Origin of the sequence: Nocardia sp. NPDC005998 (assembly GCF_040614395.1) — a bacterium.
GTDB lineage: Bacteria > Actinomycetota > Actinomycetes > Mycobacteriales > Mycobacteriaceae > Nocardia.
In genome coordinates this window covers 1-18326 of the sequence record NZ_JBEXUI010000073.1, presented here as the reverse complement: position 1 = coordinate 18326, position 18326 = coordinate 1, and the positions used below count along the sequence as shown (strand labels likewise).

Below are 18326 nucleotides of genomic sequence, written 5' to 3'. Positions count from 1 at the left end.
GGCATCCGGATCGTAGAAGGCTCGGCCGCCGGTCCAGGTCAGGGATTCGGTGGCGAAATATTGCAGACCGGGCAGCGTGACGGGCACCGACCGTAGCGGCTCGGTCCGGTCGCGGCAGCCGGGCAGTGTCACCGCACCGCCGTCGGGCGTGCCTCCGGCGAGGTAGCAGCGAAAGCGGCTCATATGCATATTCGAGCCGTAGGACGCGTACCACACGGTGGCGGTCATGGCGCTGGTCCGGGCATCGCACCCACCTTCGATTCGAGATCGCCTATGAATCGAGCATGCCACGGATGGTTTACCCGCGTCCGACTCCAGGCGTTCTCGCTGTCTCAGCGCCGGGCGACCGTGAGCACATCCGGCACCATGGAGTTCGGCAGCGGCCGACGCACCGGACGCTGCTCGGTGATGGTGAATCCGGCCGCTTCGACCAGTGCGCGCATCTCATCCGGCGGCGGAAAGTACGCCAGTCCCTGTACCGCGGGCGGTTGCAATGCCATGGCCCACCGACTGCGCGGACTATTGAGCACGATCGCGAGCAGCCCGCCGGGAACCAGGATCCGATGGAACTCCGCGAGCGCCGCCGCATGGTCGAAGAAATGGAACGCGTGTGTGGACACCACCGCCTCCACCGCACCGTCGGGCAATCCGAGATCCTCGGCCCGACGGTTGCGCCACTGCACTTGGTCCGAACGCGACCTCGCCTGTTTCAACATTCCCACCGAAGCATCGCAGCCGTACACCACCTGCGGCCGTAGTTCCCGTGCGATGCGCGCGGCGAGAATGCCGGTGCCGCAACCGACATCGGCGATCCGATGCGCCCTGCTCATCCGCAACTGCGCGATGATCTCGTGCTGCGGCGGACGATAGGCCAGGCGTTGCAGCACCGGGAAGTTGTAGAGCTGCGCGGCCCGGTTCCAACCGTGGGTGACCAATCCGTTGAGTGCGCGCGCCGAGCCTTCGGTCATTGCAGACATCGCTGTCCCTTCGAAGATCTAGCCTTAGCCTAGATTGTCTGAGACAGATTTGGCAGCGAACTCGCCGCCCGCATTCGCGCGGCCTCCCCCGCAGCCCGGATCGGACTACTTCATGGGCAGGCCGCCGCCGACATCGGTGATCTTCCAGTCCGAGTTGCGGTCGACAGTGACGGTATAGGTGACGGTGGTCTGCGCGCCGTCGGGATTCTGGGCATTGGTGGAGCTGACATTGACGAATACGTCGACCTGGTAGACGCCAGCGCTATCGGAGACGACCTTGGCGGTGATCGGGTTCGCGGTCGAGGTCCACTTCAGCGGGGTGAGCAGTTCCTCGAGTTTCGGTGCGGTGGCGTCGAATTTGTTCGCCAGGGTCGGCGCGGTGTTCTGTTTGAGTCTGCCCACCCACGAAGCGAATTCGGCGTAGTTGACCGTGGAGGCACCGACGGCGTAGTCCGTGGCGACCTGCTCGGCGTGCGCATGGTCGGCGGCGGCGGCATCCCGGTCGGCGAGGTCGCCGCGGGCGGCGATCAGGAATCCGGCGAGCGTGGCGGCGAGGATGGTCATCGCGGCCAATGCCACGCCCCAGACGACGGTGGCGATCGGTATAGAGATCGAACGGTGTTGTGCCGCAACCGCATCGCTGGGCGCTTCGGTCTCGGTCGTATCGACTGTCATTGCTGCTCCGGAAGATGGCTATTTGACGGTGATCTGGAAATTCAGCGTGCCGTCGGGGCTGGTCGCGCCGAGTGCCTGGGTAATGAGGCCACCGATATCCAAGGGGCGCACGGCATTTGTGGTGAGCGCCACCAAGGGCTGCAGGAGCGGGATCATGGCCGCCAGATCCGGTCCGATCTGGTCGATCTCGGTGGCCAGTCGGCGCAGGAACGGGACGAGGCCGACGGTTTCGGCGGAATCGGTGAGATAGTCGGCGGGCACATCGCCCTTGCGGATCACCCTGGCGATAGATGCGGCCACCTCGCTCACCCGGGGCCCGAATGCGGCCCATGGATCGGCCGCATCGTGGAGGGCCGGTCCGGACCATGACATATCGGAGGCTTTGGCCTGGAATGCGATCAGCATGTCGCGGATGACATCCGAGCGGGCCAGCAGCGTCGCCGCGAGCAGATCCGTGGACCGGGACAGCTGCGGAATGACCGACTCGGTTCCGGCCAGCCCCTGGCCGAAGGTTTCGACAATGGCGCCCATCGTCTGCGGATCGAGCTGGTTCAAGATGCGTGTCGCGGTTTGGGCCACCTCGGGGATGGAGATCGGCATGACGATCTTGTCGGTGTCCACTGTCTGCCCGTCGTGCAGATAGGGGCCCGCGGCACCGCCGCGTGGACGGAAGTCCAGATATGCCTCGCCGAGTCCGGACAGACTCTCGATTCGCGCGACGCTCGAAGTCGGAATGCGGTATTTGTCATCGATACGGAACCGCACGGCGACCCTACTTCCGGTGTGCGATACCGAGGTCACCCGCCCGACCTCGATGCCGGAAAGCAGCACCTTCGACCGGGGTAGTAGGCCACCGGAGTCGGTGAGCACCATGGTCGCGTCGGTGTAGTTCTTCAGCCAGCCGACCTTGACCACGCCGAAACTCAGATAGCTGCTGCCGATGATCAGGATCGCGGCGATGGCGGCCAGCGAGATGACCGAACCGGGTTTGATACGACCGGGTTTCATCGCACCGCGCCGATCATCCGCAGGCTCGCGATAATGCGATCGACCTGGCCGTCAGTGGAAACGGGTGCGCCCTCGATGCCGATGCGGGTCAGATTCACTTTCGGTCCTCGCTCCACGAACGGTATGACCTTGTCGCGCAACAGCGCCACCAGACGATTCAGATTGGACGGTGCGGACAGGTCGAGTGGGTTGGCCGCCAACAGCATGGGTACGAAGGCCTTGGCCGCGGCATCACCGGCCTGCAGCAGGGGGCCGAGCCAGGCGGTCGCATGCCCGATGACGCCGAGCGCGCCGACGATACCGAGAGTGAATACCAGCGAATTCGCGAATGCCGGAATATCGCGCGCACCACGTTCGGAGAGCAGGGCATCCAGCTCTGGCCTATTGTCCAGCACCGCGCCGAGGTCCTGTTGGATCGCGTCGAGCAGGCGCCCGACCGAGTCCAGATTGTCGGCGACATCCTGGGCGTCATGGCCCAGTGTCTGGAAGATCCGCGCCGTTTCGGTCGACTGCGCGGGCAGCACCGCATTGGTCCGGTTGACGATCTCCTGCATACTGTGCAGCGCGCCGCCGCCGATAAAGGTGGACATGCCCGCCATCAGATCCTCGATCTGCAGTGCGGGCCGGGTCTGCTGCCGGGGGATGGTGCCGCCCGGTGCGATGGTGCTGGCGAAATCCGCCGGGGGAGTGGTAAGTCCGATGTAGATATCGCCGAGGACGGTGTTCTGGCGCAGCTGCGCGGTGGTGGTGGTCGGCAATTTCACCGAGGTGGAGATATCGACGACGGCGTCGATGCGACCCGCCTGCTGTGCCGACGGGTCGACCACTGTGAGGCTGTGCAGCCTGCCGATCTGTGCGCCGTTTGCCACCACCTTGGCCTGTTCGGGCAGGTTCAGCGCGTTCGCGAATTCGATCCGCACCTGATAGGTCGGACCGGCCACGGATGCCCCTGGCACCGGCACGGAGGAGGGATCGAAAGCGCAACCGCCGAGCAGTATTACGGCTGTCAGTGCGGCCGCGAGACCGGTTCGCGTCCGTCGCACGAGGGTGGTATTTCTCATCGGGCACCTACCGCTCCGAAGACGAGTGTGGCCAGGTCGACAGCGGTGAGTCCGTCCACCGCACTGCGGCATCGACCGGGCGTCACCGCATTCACGGCGGCACAGATCTGATCGGCGTTCTGTTGGGGCAGTGCAACTTTCGGCGATGCGTAGGTGAGTTTCAGCTGTCCGCTCTGCGGGTCGATGGCCTGTTGGAAGGCGCCGACGAGCGCCGGAATCATATCGATGATCTGGTGCAGCGTGCCGACATTGGCGCTCAGCAGGTGCAGATAGGGTGCGAGGTCGTCGAGTCCGCGCAGTATTTCCCGGCCGTACCTGCGCGAGATGTCATTGAGCATCGGCAGGTCGACGAGCAGCGAATCGACCAATTGCACCACCTTCTGCCAGATCTCGTTGACGAAGGCGATGCCCGCTCCGGCATTGACCAGCGCGGTCTTGATGTCGTCCCAGTTGGTCGAGATGCTAGTGGAGATCTGACCGATCGCGTCGATCAGCGCGCCGATATGCCCGATGGCGGCATCGGGGGCGCGTAGCGCGGTACCGAGGTCCTTGATCAGGGCATTGATCGCGGGTCCGGTTCCGGCGGTGGCCTTTTGGAAGGCCGCGACACTATCGCGAATGCGCGTCTGTTCGCCCGGTGCGCCGTGGGCGTTGAGTTCACTGGCCAGGCGCGAGAAGGCCGATAGCGATTCGGTGATGCTCTTGGGGGTGAAGGTCCGGGTGATGCAGGTGTCGCGGTTCCATGTGGGGCCACCCGGCTCGCCCAGCACCGCGAGGTCGCGGTCGGCGACGAGGGTGTCGGCGACGGTGGTCGCGCTGACCTGCCCTTGCAGCGGATGGTCGGCGTTCACCTGGAAATCGACGCGCACCCCATCACCCTGGGGCTCGACCGAGGTGACACTGCCGACCGGCATGCCGAGCATGCTGACGTGGTTGCCGGCATAGAGGCCGACGGCATCGGGCATGATCGCGCAGTAGCCGAGCGTCTTCTCCAGTGGCCGGAATGCCACCAGATAGCCCGCCACCGCCACGACGGCGATGACGATCCCGCCGACAATGGTGACGAATCCCTGTGAACCGAGCAGTCGTTTCACGGCCTCAGCACCCCCGTCCCGGGACCGGGATGCAGGTGGTGATCGTATCCGCCGACTGATCGATGACGATGCCGTCCTGCGGATTCACCGCCGCCTGCAACCTCTCCTGCACACCACGCAGCGCGTCGAGCGATTCGCCGAGCTTCCCGGCCAGTTCGCGCAGTGCGGGCAGCGCCTCCATCAGCTTGTCGACCATCGGCTGCAGTTGCTCGCGCCAGGATGGTTCGAGCGCCGCGATCCTGGACAGGAGTTCGGCGGCGATCGTCAGCGCCTCGGTGATCTCGGCCTTCTTGTCCAGGCCCTGCACCTCGAGCAGACCGATCTTGCGGACGAATTGGCCGAGCAGCGAACGGTTTCCATTGATGGCGGTGAGGAATTCGTCGGTGACGGTCAGCGATCGCGACACCTCGGCGTTTTGCCGGTTGAGGATGGTCACCAAGGTTTGCATGGCACTTCCCATGCGGCGCAGGCCATCCGGGCTCTGATCCAATGAGCTCTGCAAGGCGGCCAGATTCTCGCGCAGCGTCGCGGCATCGACCTCGGCGACCGGTTTGGCGGCATCCTGCAGGGTGCGCACCAGACTGTAGGGCAGCTTCACCCGATCGGGCGCAATCGCATTCTTGCCCAATGGTTTCTGCCCGGCCGGGGTCATGGCCACATAGTGGCCGCCGACAATGGTGAGCATTCGGATTTCCAGGGTGGTGGCATCGCCGACGAAGACATCGCGGTCCACCGTGAAGCTCATCTTCACCCGATCCGGCTGCAGCTCCAGCGACGTCACCGCGCCAACGGTGATCCCGGCGACCCGCACCTGATTGCCGACGCGAATCGACTGTGCCTCGGGCAGATAGGCGGTGTAGATGGCCTTGCCGATCGGCAGCACGTAGATCACCGCGGTCGCGCCGAGCGCGAGAATGAGCAGCAGCGCCCCGAGCAGGCCGAGGCGCAGTTCGCGGCGCTGTTTGCTGGCCTCATGCCGGTCGTGTCCGTGCTTCAGTTGTTGCATATCGAAATCCTTTGCCCGGCAATCAGTACCGACACCATGGACGGCACCTGGGCCCGGCCCTTCGAGCACGTGAGGTCGATCTGAAACCCCGTGCGGCCCGACGGCACCAGGGTGGACAGCGATTGCAGCAGGCCGGGGAGTTTGCCGAGCAGGTCCAAGGCCGTGGCCGGATCCGGGAACAGCAGGCGCAGATCGTTTTCCAGATTCGGGTTCGCGGCTTCGGTGAAACCGAGGGTGACCAGCAAACTGTTGAGCGGGCCCAGTGCGGACGGGGCCACATTGGCGAAGTCGATCAGGCCGTCGAGCTTCTGCTGGAATGCGGTGAACACATCCGACAGACCGCGCAGTAGAGTCACCAAATGCCGTGAGCGACCGCCGATCTGGTTGGAAATCGACTCCAGATTGCCGACGATCGTCGCGAGTACGGCCTGCCGATCCGACACATACGCGCTGAGCCGTCCGATCGCATCGAGCGCGGGCCCGACCCCGGAACCGTTGCCCTCGATGACCGCGAGCACGCTCTCGGTGAACTGGTTGAGCGCGCCGGGGGAGAACTCCTGCAACACGGGCTGCAGTCCGTTGAAGAGCTGGGTGATATCGAAGGACGGTATGGTGCGGTCCACACCGATGGTGACGCCCTGCGCCTGTTTCGAGGTCGGATGCTCGGGTTGGCGAATATCGATATAGCGCTGACCGGTCAGCGACTGGTACCGGATGGCCAGCACGCTGGCGTCGTAGACCGGCCGGTCTCGCTGCACGGTCAATTCGACTGCGGCACGGCCATTTTCGAGGGAGATATCGGCGACCTTGCCGACCGCGACACCGAACATGCGCACGTCGTCACCGGTCTTCAAACCGCTGGCATCGGTGAATTCGGCACGGTAGGTGGTGGTATCGCCGCCGACCGGCCGGACAATGGCCGCCGCGATCACCGCGAGCAGTGCGATCATCGCCGCCGCGAACAGTCCGAGCTTCCAGGCCACCGCGAGGGTCGAGGTCGGTTTCATCACGCGCCTCCCAACATGGCGAATCCCTGCTGCCCGAGCAGCGGCACCGCGATGCCGGGAACGCCGCGCAGGGTGATGGCGGCATTGATCGTCGGTCCGTTCGGTGTGTCGGCGAAGATCCGATCGAGCCGCTGGATCAATTCGGTCAGCTCGGCATGTGACTGTCCCGGGTTCGGGACGGTCGCGGCGATGGCGGCGACCAGGGGTGCGAACGTCTCGATGTAGCCGGAGAAGTGTTGGCGGGCAATGTCGCCGATGCTGCCGATGGCCGGAAAGGCCTGGTCGGTGACCATGGTGACGGACGCGTCGTACTTGGATCGGTCGTGCTGCAGAACCTCGATATCGAGCACCGTCGCGAGCAGTTCGAAGGTCGCGGAGGTGAACGTGCCCAATCCGCCGTAGAACGAGGCGTACTGGTCGATCAGGAACGACGACGGGAAGCGCTGGGTTTCGGCGACTGTCCGGCTCAGCATGATGACGGCCTCCAGCATCGGGGTGAACGCCTGCAGATCACCGCTGAAAGTGCGCAGCACCTCGGCGAATTGGGGTGTGAACACCTCGGTCGATGTCTCGGTGAGGGCACGCAGCAGCCGTCCCATGGTGGCGTCGGCGACCCGGTTGGCGTTCGCGCCCGCGAGATCGACCACCGACCCGGAGCGCAGCGGTGCGCCGCCATCGACGCGCTCGAGGGTGATGGCGCTGATGCCGAAGAGGTTCTCCGGTGCGTATTCGACGCCGAGATCCTCGGTGAGCCCGGAGGTCTGGGCCTTGTCCAGGTCGAGGGTGATGAGCTGGCGGCCCCCGCCGATGCTGGCGATATCGGTGATCGTGCCGATATCGACGCCGTCCAGACGCACCGAGGTGCCCTCGATAATGCCCTCGCCGATCTGTTCGGTGCGCAATTGCACCCGCATGCGCTCGCCGTCCGGGCGGTGCTGATATCCGGTCCACGCCAAGGTGACTGCGACGGCGACGACCAATGCTGCCGCACCCCGGGCGTGCGAACCGCGCCTGCCCATGCTGACGCCGGGCAATCCGTAATTGGGCATATCTCGCTTACCCCGGGAATTCGATCGAGGAGTTGACGCCCCACAGCAGCAGGGTCGACACCATATCCAGCGCGATGATTGCGACGAAGCTGGCGCGCACCGCACGACCCGATGCGATACCGACGCCCTCGGGTCCGCCGGAGGCGAAGAACCCGTAATAGCAATGGATCAGGATGACCGCGACGCCGAAGACCAGGATCTTGATCACCGCGGCGAGCACGTCGTAGCCGCTGGTGAACTGGAAGAAGTAGTGCTCGTATACCCCGCCCGCCTGGCCGTGCAGCAGCACGACCACCGTATCGCAGGCGAGGTAGCTCAGGATCAGCGCAATGAGGAAGGTCGGCACGATCGCGATCGCACCGGCGATGACCCGGGTGCTCACTACGAATGGAATCGACCGCAGGCCAAGGGATTCGATGGCGTCGATCTCCTCGGAGATGCGCATGGAGCCGATTTCGGCGGTCATCCGGCAGCCCGCCTGTGCAGCGAATCCGACCGCGGCGGCGATGGGGGCGAGTTCGCGGGTATTGGCGAAGGCGGACACCACGCCGGTGACCGGGCCGAGCCCGATCAGGTCGAGGGTGGTGAAGCCTTGGATGCCGACGCCGGCGCCCATGGCGACGCCGAGCACGATCAACATCGGCACCGTGCCGCCGCCGACAATGACCGAGCCGCGGCCCCAGGTCATATCGGTAATGGTGCGCATGGTCTCGCCGCGATAGCGCCTGAGGGTCAATGGAATGGCGGCCAATGCCTGGAATACGAATCCGATTGCGAAACCCGCGTTCTCCAGCGGCGCCAGCACCCGGGCGCGGTCGAGGAGGCGATTGGCCCAGCGAAATCCCTTGGGCACATAGGGAGTAGCTGGCCCGACCGCCGCCCGACCGCCACCCCTCATGGAATCGCTACGCGATGCTCGAACCATCAGGCCACCCGCAACGGTAGGAACATCGCGACGACCTGGGTGATCACCAGATTCACCACGATGATCGATGCCACCGACAGCACGACAGCCGCATTGACGCCGTCGGCGACGCCGCGCGGCCCGCCCCTGGCCTCCAGCCCCCGCTGGCAGGCCACGATCACCACAATGAATCCGAACAGCACCGCCTTGATCATCGAAATCCAGACATCGGTGAGCACGGTGAAGGAGCCGAAGGTGGCCCAGTAGCTACCGGGCGTGACATTCTGCGCGCCGATCGCCACTGCATAGCCCGCGACGATGCCGACGAAGATGATCAGCACATTGAGCAGCGGCGCGACCAGCATCATCGCGGTCACTCGGGGAATCACCAGCCGATGAACCGGGCTGATGCCCATGGTGCGCAGCGCGTCTATTTCCTCGCGGACCGTGCGTGCGCCCAGGTCGGCGGCGATCGCCGACGCGCCAGCGCCGCCGAGCAGCAGGCCCGTCGCGATCGGCGCGCCCTGCTGGATAACGCCGAGCCCGCCCGCCGCGCCGATCAGCGAATCCGCGCCGAGCTGATGGATCAGATTGCCCACCTGCACCGAAACGACCACTCCGAAAGGCACCGCCATCAGCACCGCGGGAATTGCGGTGACCGTCACCAAATACCAAGCCTGGCACAGCATTTCGTGCCATTGGAACCTACCCGCGACGATATCGGAGACAGTGCCGCGCGCCGATTCGAGACCGAGATCGACCACCCGGCCGAAGGTGCGCAGACTCGATTGCGTGGTATCGGTGAGATTCTTCCGCGCGATCTGCGTTGCCGTCGGTGCCGCGTTCGGCGCGTCGGAGTCCATCGATCGTTCCTCCCATATTTCCCCCACAAGGCCACGTCAAGTGCCAGGCCACACTGCCCGTTGACGTGACACGTCAGAGTCTTGACAGGTTCGACAGCCGCCGCCGTGGTGATCGCGAGTGGCTGTGCACGCGGTCACCAACCGCTCCCGGTGTGATCGACACCATCGGCTGCCGGGGCAAACGCTAACATTGCCCAGCAGGGAAAACAACAGGGTCAATTTCGATTGACATTCGGTGTGCCGGTGCAGGATTCGGCCGATTCCCAGCTGAGGCGCGGCCGGAGAATCCCCGATGGTGCGCGGCGGAGTAATGATGTCTACGGCAGGCGCGATGGCAATGCGTACACTGGCCCAGCCGGAAGCAATCTGAAACAGGTATCCGTCAGCCGACGTGGGGAGGAGCACATGTCAACACGACGTGACGACATTCTCGACGCGGCCCGCGATCTCATTGTTCGCGAGGGCTATGCGAGCGTGAGTATGCACGCCATCGCCCGGGCGGCGGGCATTACCCGGCCCGCGCTGTATGCCGAATTCGGTGACCGGGACGAACTCTTCGAGGCACTGCTCGATCGTGAGGACCAACGGGTACAGGATATGGCGGCCGCCGCGACCCCGGTGATTCCGGAGGGTGTCGACCTGGCCGCGATGGCATCGAATATCGCGGTCGACGGCGTTGATATCTATCTCGATCTAGTGGTCGCCGCGCCGGAAACCTGGCGGTTCGTCCTGATGCCCGGTGATGGTCTGCCCCAGGAGGTGCGCGAGCGGGTCGATCGCACCCGCAATGCGATTCGGGAGCGTAGTCAAGCCATGATCGCGGTGATGGGCGCGCTGAGCGAAAAAGATATCGACAGTGAGTTATTGAGCCACGCGGTGATCAGCGCAAGTGAAACCGGAGCCAGGATCGTGCTCGCCGACGGCGGTGTCGAGCGTCACGAGGCCGTGGCGAAAACACTGCGCTGGGTGGCGCGCCGGGCCGTCGCCGCCGTCGAGGCCCGGGAGACGTAGCAATGGCGAACGCGAAACAAGCAGTGCCCCAAAAGAAGACGGCAGCCGACAAAGCAGGTGGACCCCAGCCCGCCAAGCGCAAATACGCCAAACGACTCCAGCCCGCCGACCGGCGCGAGCAACTGCTCGACGCGGCACTGGGCATTGTGGCCGAGGCGGGATTCACCAGCGTGAGCATCGCCGCCGTCGCCGAGCGCGGCGGCGTGACCAGACCGGTCGTCTACGACTCCTTCGGCAGCCGCGACGAACTGCTCGAGGAACTCATCGAACGCGAGACCGCCCGAATGGCCGCCGCCGTCGAACGTTCCGTCGCCGGTGATGCCACGACAACCGATTCGCGTGCTGCCACAACAGAAGAGCTGCCCGCGATGCTCGCACGCTTCCTCACCGAGGTGCGTTCGATACCCGATACCTGGCGGCTGGTGTACTTCCCCATCGATGGGGTCCCGCCGGTGCTCCGGGAGCGGGTGGCCAAATCGCGCGACGAATTGCGCACGCCGCTCGGGCGGGCGGTCGGCCGGTGGCTGGCGGAACAGCCCGATGCCGATGACGTGGATGCCGAGGTACTGACCCAGGTTGTGCAGGGCGCCATCCAGACCGCGGCCCGGCTGGTACTCGACGATCCCGAACAGTTCGACATCGGCCGAATTCTGGCGCTGTTCGACTATGTGTTCCTGCGCGAGGCATAACCGGCATTCTCGGGTTCGCCTCCGGTGCGACAGAGACTCGTTGTGGCCACGGGCAACTCGCGCCGCGCGATAGGCGGCGGGATTGCGAATCGGGTTGCCGACGGATGTGGATGCCCCGCTGGCCACCCTTCCAGAAGGTCGGCGGCCGATGGCTGTGCAGCAAGTTGGAGAACACCCGGGCGAAATAGGTTGGCCGCCCGAACATGCACGCGCCCAGCCGTTTACGCACTCAGTCGGTCTCCGCAGCTCGCCGGTGCGGCACTCTGTCAGGGACGTTTGTAGAAGGCGTCGATGCGGGCTCGACCGAGGGACCGTCCGGCATCCAGGATGGCGTGTGGTTTCGCCGACTCCACCGGTTTTCCGCCCGCTGCGGTGATGGGCTCGGTCAGGGCGAAGAGTTGGAAGACATAGCGATGCGCGCCGTGTCCCTTGATCGGTGCCGGACCGAGGTAGCCACGGCCCCACCCCGAACGCAGTACCCGCACACCCGGCACCGGATCGTCGGCGGTGAGTGCGCCCTGCGGTATGCCGTCGACTGTGGGGTCCAGCAGGGCGACAGCATGCACGAACGGCATCTTCGTCGGTGCATCAGGATCCTCGATGACCAGTAGCAGCTGAGCTGTCTGCGCGGGCGGCGGTGACCACGTCAGCGCCGGAGAGCGATCCTGGCCGCCGACCCGTTTTCCGGCATGGATCATGCCCAAGGACGATTCGTGGTCGAAGTCCGGACTGGTCATCTGAAAGGTGTCGGCCTCGGCCAGATTCGGGCGATGCCAGGCCAGGCCCTGGTCACCGGCGCGCCGGTTCGCGAGTAGCTTGCCGACAATGGACATTGTGATCTCCTTGGTGGACAGTCGATTTCAGAGCTTGCGTTCGTGCGCCGAACCGCACCGCGGCGAGGTGAACCGGCTTGCTACCAGGTCCTCGGTCATTCGGTGTCATCCTTGGTGCTCGATATGCGAACGAAAGATATACAGCTAGCCTGCGCAGTTTTACTGTACTTTAGTGAACTGTGAGCGGTGAGACAAGCGATTACGAGACGATCGCTGAAGAACTTCAGTCGATAGTCGGCGCCTTGGTCCGGATCATGCGCTCGGCCTCTCCGGGGCGCGAGCTGTCGCTGTCGCAGGTGTCGGTACTCAAACGCCTCGATCGTGAGGGGCCCGCGACAGTTAGCGACTTGGCCCGCGCCGATAAGCTCCGCCACCAATCGGTCGCCGCCACGGTCGCCGCACTCGTCGACCGCGGCCTGATCAGTCGCACCGTCGACAGCGAAGATCTGCGCCGCAAACTGTTGATCCTCACCGAGGACGGCCGCGCACTTCTCACCGAACGCCGCCTGGCCGGCCACGAACACCTCGCCGAAATCATCGACGACCGACTCACCGCCGCCGAGCGCAAGCGGTTGGCGGCGTCGCTGCCCCTGCTGCGGCGGCTGCTGGACTGACTCCGCGAAGGCTGTTTCGCCCACGTCCTGGATACCGACCCGCACGGCGTCGATAGTGGGCGACATGCGGGAACCGATCTCTCCGGCCCGCCTGTATCCGCGCTGGCCGGACACCGGCCGATTCGATGGCGGATGGGCCAGCGTGAGGGATTGCGGACTAGGATCACAGGCAACTCATCAGCTACGGACAACGCCCCGGGCAGGAGTGCCATGTGTCGCTTGTTCGGTTTGTCGGCCGCACCGCACCGGGTGCGGGCTACGTTCTGGTTGCTCGATGCCCCGGACAGTCTGTCGATACAGAGCAGACGTGAGCCCGATGGCGTAGGTTTGGGCACCTTCGACGCCCATGGGGATGCGGTAGTGGAGAAGCAGCCGATCGCCGCATACGAGGATGTCCAATTCGCCCGGGAGGCGCGGGAACGAGAATCGACGACGTTCGTCGCACACATTCGCTATGCCACCACCGGTGGCATGCAACCTCGCAACACCCACCCGTTCGAACAGCACGGCCGTCTGTTCGCGCACAACGGTGTGCTGCAAGGCCTGGACGAACTGGACGCCGAACTCGGTGCGTACCTCGGTCTGGTGCACGGCGATACGGACTCCGAACGGTTCTTCGCCCTCATCACCCAGCGCACCGATCGACACGGCGGCAACATCACGGCGGGTATTACCGATGCGGTCCAGTGGATCGCGGACCGGCTGCCGGTCTACGCGCTCAACTTGGTGCTGACCACGGCGACCAGCCTGTGGGCACTCCGGTATCCCGACACACATGACCTTTTCGTCCTCGAACGCGCGGCGGGCGGACCACATGGCGATCGGCATCTGGACCACGCCGGACGCACGGGGATCCGAGCGCGCAGTGGACACCTGATCGAATATCCGGCGGTCGTGGTGGCCAGCGAGCGCACAGACGAGGATCCGGGCTGGCGGGCGCTGGAACCGGGCGAGCTGCTGCACGTCGACGACGGCCTGCGCATCCACTCGAGCACGGTCCTCGATACTCCGCCGCGCCATCTGCTGTCGCTGGCACAGCTCGACAGTCGCGCGGCGGCGGCCCAATCGGGGCGATGATCGCACCGCAGGCCGGGGGCACAGTCGGCACATTGTGGCGGCGACGACTCCGTGGTCAGGGCTTCGGCTATCAAATAGTTACTCCTGATGTGCCCCTCATTGTGTTCGTCGTCGTACAGACTTGCTCGATGACCAAGGTGCGATCGGAGGCAGCGTGACCGAGGAAGGCGGCACACCGGCTCGACCGAACTGGATACCGGAAAGTCTGTACCCGTATCCGAGTCATTTCGCCGAGATCGACGGCTCGCGCGTGCACTACCTCGACGAAGGCAGCGGACCGCCGATGCTCCTGCTGCATGGGAATCCGACCTGGTCGTTCCTCTACCGCGACATCATCGCTGGCCTGCATGACCTGTTCCGATGCGTCGCGGTGGACTATCCCGGCTTCGGGCTGTCCCGGGCGGCGCCCGGCTACCGCTTCACACCCGCCGAGCATGCGCAGGTCATCGCGGAACTGGTCACCCGGCTCGACCTACACGAGGCGACACTCATGGTGCAGGACTGGGGCGGCCCGATCGGGTTCGCCGTGGCCGGTCGGCATCCGGATCGCTTCACCTCCTTCGTCATCGGAAACACCTGGGCCTGGCCGAAATCCGATGTGACGACGCAGGCCTTCTCGCGTCTGCTGGGCGGCCCGGTCGGCGGTTGGCTGATCCGGCAGCGCAACTTCTTCGTCGAGCGGATCATCCCCGCCGGCGTGCGCCGCAAGAAGCTGGATAAGGCGGTGCTGGACGCCTACCGCGGTCCCTTCCCGACACCGGAATCGCGCGAACCCATCCATGTGTTCCCGCGCGAAATCCTGTCCAGCCGAAAGTTTCTGGCCGATGTCGAGCGCGGCCTCGATCTGGTCCGGGACCGGCCCGCACTGATCGTGTGGGGCACCAAGGATGTCGCCTTCCGCGACCCCGAACGCCGTCATTGGGAGGAGTTGTTCGCCGACCATCGGACGGTTCTCCTCGACGGTGCAGGCCACTTCATCCAGGAAGACGCCGCTGACGAGATTGTCGCTGCGATCCGGGAGTGGCATACGAAAGAGTGAAAGCGATTCCACGCCCAGCCGTTCAGGTGGTGGACGAGTTCGGTGCGGGTTTTGTCGCTGGGCGACTAGGATCGCCTACCTGTGCATGCGGAAATCGAGATGGTCGCGCTCCCGGCGGGGCGGGTGACACTGTCGGATCGGCGGACTCAGCGGAGTTGGCCGGTCGAGGTCGTGGGGTGCGAGATCGCGGCGTTTTCGGTGACGCAGTCACAGTATGCACAGGTCACCGGTGCGTGGCCGAGCAGCAGTCGCGGTGATCGGCGGCCGGTCGAGGGCGTCTCGTGGTTCGATGCGATCCGGTTCTGCAATGGTCTGTCCACGCGTGCGGGTTTGCCGCCCGCGTACCGCGTGCACGATGACGAGGTCGAATGGGACGCCGCCGCGAACGGGTATCGGCTGCCGACCGAGGCCGAATGGGAGTATGCCTGCCGTGCCGGTACTTCCGGACCGCGATATGGCGATATCGATGAGATCGCTTGGTACCGAGGCAATTCCGAGGAGCACAGTCACGAGGTGGGCGGCAAACTGCCCAATACGTGGGGGCTGTACGACATGCTCGGCAATGTCTGGGACTGGTGCTGGGATATCTATGACGCCGAGGTGTACGGCTCATATCGGGTGTTGCGCGGGGGTGGATGGTCCGATGAGAAGTGGAGCTGCCGGGCCTCGGTGCGGCGACGCAGCCATCCGACCTATCGGATCGATGATGTCGGATTCCGCGTCGCCCGCTCGATATCTTGACCAGACGCTCGGTCCGGCCGGGCGGACTGTGTGGCGCCCGGTGTTCGTCGAGGGGAATTTCGCGGCATTGCGCGCCCGGTATTCGATGAGGTCGATCGTGGTAGGCGCCTCGATTTCCGCGTCGTAGTGGGCTATACCGGATTCCCGATTTTCCTGCGATACGGAAGGAATGATTGATATGTTCCGCCAATAGCAAGACCAGCTTCGACGAGGATGCAGTTCGGTGTTCGATTGGGATCTGCTGCGTAGTACGTCCAGCGTGCATGTGCTGATGCAATTGGCGCAGGAGCGCGGAATGCCGCCGGAGGTCTGCCTGAAGGGCACGGCACTGGTGCCCGAGGCGGTGACCGATCCCAGCGCCGAGGTGACCGCGCGCCAAGAAGTGCGCGTCGTGCGAAATCTGCTGGCGCGATTCGGCGATGAGTCCGGTTTGGGAGTCGAGGCGGGGGGTCGCTACCACATCTCGCTGTACGGGCCGTGGGGCCTGGCGCTGCTGAGCAGCCACACGGTGCGCGAGGTGATCGAGGTGTCGCTGCGCTATATCGACCTCGCCCTCGTTTTCGGCCACCTGATCTTCGAGGAGGGGGCGACCGAATCGCGGCTGATCTTCGACGACTCCCAGATTCCGGAGGATGTGCGGCCGTTCCTGACCGAACGCGTCATCACCGGCATCCACACCATCGGCCGGGAACTTTTCACCGCGGGGGTACCCGCCTCCCGGGTCAGCTTCCGGCACCCCGCTCCGGCGGATACGACGCGTTACCGCAACATGTTCGGCGTCGAGCCGGCCTTCGGCGCAAAGGCCAATGAATTGGCCTTCGACAGTGCCCATCTCGATGACGCGCTGCCGCAGGCCAACGAATGGGCGCGCGGCATATGCGAACAGCTCTGCCGCGATCTGCTCAGCGCGCGCCGCGCCCGCACCGGTGTCGCGGGGTCGGTGCGCGATCGGCTGGTCCGCAATCCGGGCGAGATTCCGGATCAAATCGCGGTTGCCGCCGAGCTTTTCATGAGTCCGCGGACACTGTCGCGACGGCTGCGGCACGAGGGCACGTCCTTCCGCCATCTGCTCGACGAGGTTCGGGAGATGATGTCGGAGGAGCTGTTGCACCACACCGATATGACCACCGAACAGGTGGCGGCGCGGCTCGGTTACGCGGAGGCGGCATCGTTCATTCGCGCGTTCCGGCGCTGGAAAGGCTGTCCGCCGCAGGAGTTTCGGGCACGTGGTGCCCGGACGGCCGCGCCGATCAAGGCGGTGCCCGAGTTCGCGCTCGACCGGACCCATCTGGTCGGCGCCGGTTGACGGCTGGGTTGGTTTGTCCCGGACGCGATCTCAGTGAGTTTCGTCCGCGTCCCCGATTGTCTCTACGAGTCTGTCGGACATGGTGCTGGTGATGAACTTGGGGATCGTGGGGGCGAAGAGTTTGAGGTAGGAGTCCATCCATTCGTGGCGGGTGTTGAGGAATGGGAAGTCGGTGGGGGCCATGTAGCGGACAGCGAGCATGGGTAGTGGCGCGTCGAGTGCTGGGAAGTCCGGGTTGTGCAGCCCCGGGGTGGTGCACCCCGGATAGAACTGACCGAGCATCAGGCCCTTTTCGACGAACCGAGACTTCTGTTCGATTTGAACCGTGTCGATATCTTCGTATTCGGTGAGGTCCGGGAAGACCACCAGGACAGCCTTGAACTTCGAATCCGGCTCCTCCCGGGGCGGCAAGGCGGGGAACAGGTCGTACAGATCGTCGACGACCGCGGTCAGCACCGCGGCGTCGATGGAACGACCTTCGATGAATGCGGCCCACAGGAAGCGGTTCGTGATGGCGCGGCTGGTGTAGGGACAGACCGGGCCGGTTCGGCCGAGATCCGGATGCGGCTGACACAGGTATTCGCGGGTCCACCTACGTAATTCGGCTGCACGGGGATGCGCGGCGATAGGAGTCGCGGGATCGGGAGCGAACAGGTTGACTGGCTCAACGCCGGAGCGAGACCCGACGATTCGGCACGTGTTCATGATCGGCTTGTCCTTGTAACGGTTGGGACTCCTGTGGGGTGGTGTTGGCTGAGCGGAAGTGCTCGGTGAGGACGAATCCGATCGCGTGCAGCGAATCGGGTTCGATCATCCGCTCGTGCCGGACCGAAATGTGGTGTTCGGTGATCCGGCCGGTGATGAGGTCGTTCCATGCGAGGGCCGGGGAGGACCCGTCGTCTGCGTGGGCGGCGCTGAAGTAGATCAGGTCACCGTCGAATGGCGTCGGCCGGTGGTTCAACGTGAGGTCGACGAGCCGGATGTAGTCCTCGTGCAGGAGCACGAGATGCTCGGGGGTCACTGCGGTGAACAGTCCGCCTTGCCGGTGCAGCAGCTCCGCCGCGGCAGCGGCCGTGAGATCGGCCGGGCCCGGTGGCCCCTCGAAGCCAGCGAACTCGGCTAGCAGCTTCCCGATGGTAGGAGTTGGTGCGTGGACGGTGCCGGCCGTGACGACGCGAGTGTCCATCATGGCCAGGGTGGCGACGGACTCGCCGTCGCGGCGGAGTCGGACGGCGATGGCGTGCGCGATGGTGCCGCCGAGGGAGTAGCCGAGCAGATGGTACGGGCCGTGCGGCTGAATGGCGCGGATCTCTCGGACGTAGCGGGCGGCGAGTTCGTCGAGCGTCGCGAATTCCGCGGTGGCATCGCTGAA

Annotated in this window: 20 protein-coding genes and 1 pseudogene; 7 read left to right on the top strand and 14 right to left on the bottom strand. The window is 65.0% G+C overall.

Annotation, left to right across the window (positions count from 1 at the left end):
- The 11 genes and pseudogenes from ABZ293_RS41180 to ABZ293_RS41130 all read right to left on the bottom strand — a co-directional run.
- Positions 1–228: pseudogene (locus ABZ293_RS41180) on the bottom strand (histone deacetylase); the annotation flags it as partial.
- Between the two features lie 104 nt (positions 229–332).
- Positions 333–977, bottom strand: a complete 645-nt coding sequence (locus ABZ293_RS41175; protein ID WP_355189765.1) for a class I SAM-dependent methyltransferase — start codon at positions 975–977, stop codon at positions 333–335.
- A 105-nt stretch (positions 978–1082) separates the two neighbouring features.
- Positions 1083–1652, bottom strand: a complete 570-nt coding sequence (locus ABZ293_RS41170; protein ID WP_355189764.1) for a hypothetical protein — start codon at positions 1650–1652, stop codon at positions 1083–1085.
- Between the two features lie 18 nt (positions 1653–1670).
- Entirely contained in the window at positions 1671–2660 is a 990-nt protein-coding gene (locus ABZ293_RS41165) for an MlaD family protein (RefSeq protein ID WP_355189763.1), read from the bottom strand.
- Positions 2657–3721 carry an MlaD family protein gene (locus ABZ293_RS41160; RefSeq protein WP_355189762.1) on the bottom strand — a complete coding sequence of 355 codons (1065 nt, stop codon included), beginning with the start codon at positions 3719–3721 and terminating at the stop codon, positions 2657–2659. The genes ABZ293_RS41165 and ABZ293_RS41160 overlap by 4 nt, the downstream gene beginning before the upstream one ends.
- A complete protein-coding gene (locus ABZ293_RS41155) occupies positions 3718–4815 on the bottom strand; it encodes an MlaD family protein (RefSeq protein ID WP_355189761.1) in 1098 nt (365 codons plus the stop codon). The genes ABZ293_RS41160 and ABZ293_RS41155 overlap by 4 nt, the downstream gene beginning before the upstream one ends.
- Before the next feature lie 4 nt (positions 4816–4819).
- On the bottom strand, positions 4820–5821 hold the full coding sequence (locus ABZ293_RS41150) for an MlaD family protein (protein ID WP_355189760.1): 1002 nt from the start codon (positions 5819–5821) through the stop codon (positions 4820–4822).
- On the bottom strand, positions 5809–6828 hold the full coding sequence (locus tag ABZ293_RS41145; protein WP_355189759.1) for an MCE family protein: 1020 nt from the start codon (positions 6826–6828) through the stop codon (positions 5809–5811). Before ABZ293_RS41145 ends, ABZ293_RS41150 begins: the two co-directional genes overlap by 13 nt.
- Positions 6828–7877 (bottom strand): MlaD family protein, encoded by a 1050-nt coding sequence (locus tag ABZ293_RS41140; RefSeq protein WP_355189758.1) that lies wholly within the window; start codon positions 7875–7877, stop codon positions 6828–6830. Before ABZ293_RS41140 ends, ABZ293_RS41145 begins: the two co-directional genes overlap by 1 nt.
- A 7-nt stretch (positions 7878–7884) precedes the next feature.
- Positions 7885–8775, bottom strand: coding sequence for an ABC transporter permease (locus ABZ293_RS41135; protein ID WP_355189767.1), 891 nt, complete (start codon positions 8773–8775; stop codon positions 7885–7887).
- 26 nt (positions 8776–8801) lie between these two features.
- Positions 8802–9644 carry an ABC transporter permease gene (locus ABZ293_RS41130; protein WP_355189757.1) on the bottom strand — a complete coding sequence of 281 codons (843 nt, stop codon included), beginning with the start codon at positions 9642–9644 and terminating at the stop codon, positions 8802–8804.
- Positions 9645–10049: 405 nt separating this feature from the next.
- On the opposite strand from ABZ293_RS41130, the gene ABZ293_RS41125 reads away from it, so the two are divergent.
- Together ABZ293_RS41125 and ABZ293_RS41120 are read left to right on the top strand one after the other, a co-directional pair.
- Complete coding sequence (locus ABZ293_RS41125; RefSeq protein ID WP_355189756.1) at positions 10050–10655, top strand: helix-turn-helix domain-containing protein; 606 nt, start codon at positions 10050–10052, stop codon at positions 10653–10655.
- Positions 10656–10657: 2 nt separating this feature from the next.
- Positions 10658–11344 carry a TetR/AcrR family transcriptional regulator gene (locus tag ABZ293_RS41120; protein WP_355189755.1) on the top strand — a complete coding sequence of 229 codons (687 nt, stop codon included), beginning with the start codon at positions 10658–10660 and terminating at the stop codon, positions 11342–11344.
- A 266-nt stretch (positions 11345–11610) separates the two neighbouring features.
- Here ABZ293_RS41120 and ABZ293_RS41115 read toward each other — a convergent pair whose 3' ends face one another.
- Complete coding sequence (locus ABZ293_RS41115; RefSeq protein ID WP_355189754.1) at positions 11611–12177, bottom strand: YbhB/YbcL family Raf kinase inhibitor-like protein; 567 nt, start codon at positions 12175–12177, stop codon at positions 11611–11613.
- Between the two features lie 179 nt (positions 12178–12356).
- Here ABZ293_RS41115 and ABZ293_RS41110 point away from each other — a divergent pair, with 179 nt between their 5' ends.
- The 5 genes from ABZ293_RS41110 (at position 12357) to ABZ293_RS41090 (ending at position 16954) form a co-directional block, all read left to right on the top strand.
- Positions 12357–12791 carry a MarR family transcriptional regulator gene (locus ABZ293_RS41110; RefSeq protein WP_355189753.1) on the top strand — a complete coding sequence of 145 codons (435 nt, stop codon included), beginning with the start codon at positions 12357–12359 and terminating at the stop codon, positions 12789–12791.
- Positions 12792–13001: 210 nt separating this feature from the next.
- On the top strand, positions 13002–13868 hold the full coding sequence (locus ABZ293_RS41105; protein ID WP_355189752.1) for a class II glutamine amidotransferase: 867 nt from the start codon (positions 13002–13004) through the stop codon (positions 13866–13868).
- Between the two features lie 154 nt (positions 13869–14022).
- On the top strand, positions 14023–14907 hold the full coding sequence (locus ABZ293_RS41100; protein ID WP_355189751.1) for an alpha/beta fold hydrolase: 885 nt from the start codon (positions 14023–14025) through the stop codon (positions 14905–14907).
- 99 nt (positions 14908–15006) lie between these two features.
- On the top strand, positions 15007–15648 hold the full coding sequence (locus tag ABZ293_RS41095) for a formylglycine-generating enzyme family protein (RefSeq protein WP_355189766.1): 642 nt from the start codon (positions 15007–15009) through the stop codon (positions 15646–15648).
- A 223-nt stretch (positions 15649–15871) separates the two neighbouring features.
- A complete protein-coding gene (locus tag ABZ293_RS41090) occupies positions 15872–16954 on the top strand; it encodes an AraC family transcriptional regulator (protein WP_355189750.1) in 1083 nt (360 codons plus the stop codon).
- Between the two features lie 30 nt (positions 16955–16984).
- On the opposite strand, the gene ABZ293_RS41085 is transcribed toward ABZ293_RS41090, so the two are convergent.
- Together ABZ293_RS41085 and ABZ293_RS41080 are read right to left on the bottom strand one after the other, a co-directional pair.
- Complete coding sequence (locus ABZ293_RS41085) at positions 16985–17659, bottom strand: DUF6875 domain-containing protein (protein ID WP_355189749.1); 675 nt, start codon at positions 17657–17659, stop codon at positions 16985–16987.
- The coding region (locus ABZ293_RS41080) for a thioesterase domain-containing protein (protein WP_355189748.1) at positions 17619–18326 on the bottom strand (708 nt) is incomplete at its 5' end. The genes ABZ293_RS41085 and ABZ293_RS41080, both read right to left, overlap by 41 nt.

What these genes read in the sequence shown, in the direction of transcription:
- ABZ293_RS41175 (WP_355189765.1), bottom strand. Translation starts at nt 977, where the DNA reads ATGTCTGCAATGACCGAAGGCTCGGCGCGCGCACTCAACGGATTGGTC.
- ABZ293_RS41170 (WP_355189764.1), bottom strand. Translation starts at nt 1,652, where the DNA reads ATGACAGTCGATACGACCGAGACCGAAGCGCCCAGCGATGCGGTTGCG.
- ABZ293_RS41165 (WP_355189763.1), bottom strand. Translation starts at nt 2,660, where the DNA reads ATGAAACCCGGTCGTATCAAACCCGGTTCGGTCATCTCGCTGGCCGCC.
- ABZ293_RS41160 (WP_355189762.1), bottom strand. Translation starts at nt 3,721, where the DNA reads ATGAGAAATACCACCCTCGTGCGACGGACGCGAACCGGTCTCGCGGCC.
- ABZ293_RS41150 (WP_355189760.1), bottom strand. Translation starts at nt 5,821, where the DNA reads ATGCAACAACTGAAGCACGGACACGACCGGCATGAGGCCAGCAAACAG.
- ABZ293_RS41145 (WP_355189759.1), bottom strand. Translation starts at nt 6,828, where the DNA reads ATGAAACCGACCTCGACCCTCGCGGTGGCCTGGAAGCTCGGACTGTTC.
- ABZ293_RS41140 (WP_355189758.1), bottom strand. Translation starts at nt 7,877, where the DNA reads ATGCCCAATTACGGATTGCCCGGCGTCAGCATGGGCAGGCGCGGTTCG.
- ABZ293_RS41135 (WP_355189767.1), bottom strand. Translation starts at nt 8,775, where the DNA reads ATGAGGGGTGGCGGTCGGGCGGCGGTCGGGCCAGCTACTCCCTATGTG.
- ABZ293_RS41130 (WP_355189757.1), bottom strand. Translation starts at nt 9,644, where the DNA reads ATGGACTCCGACGCGCCGAACGCGGCACCGACGGCAACGCAGATCGCG.
- ABZ293_RS41125 (WP_355189756.1), top strand. Translation starts at nt 10,050, where the DNA reads ATGTCAACACGACGTGACGACATTCTCGACGCGGCCCGCGATCTCATT.
- ABZ293_RS41120 (WP_355189755.1), top strand. Translation starts at nt 10,658, where the DNA reads ATGGCGAACGCGAAACAAGCAGTGCCCCAAAAGAAGACGGCAGCCGAC.
- ABZ293_RS41115 (WP_355189754.1), bottom strand. Translation starts at nt 12,177, where the DNA reads ATGTCCATTGTCGGCAAGCTACTCGCGAACCGGCGCGCCGGTGACCAG.
- ABZ293_RS41105 (WP_355189752.1), top strand. Translation starts at nt 13,002, where the DNA reads ATGTGTCGCTTGTTCGGTTTGTCGGCCGCACCGCACCGGGTGCGGGCT.
- ABZ293_RS41095 (WP_355189766.1), top strand. Translation starts at nt 15,007, where the DNA reads ATGGTCGCGCTCCCGGCGGGGCGGGTGACACTGTCGGATCGGCGGACT.
- ABZ293_RS41085 (WP_355189749.1), bottom strand. Translation starts at nt 17,659, where the DNA reads ATGAACACGTGCCGAATCGTCGGGTCTCGCTCCGGCGTTGAGCCAGTC.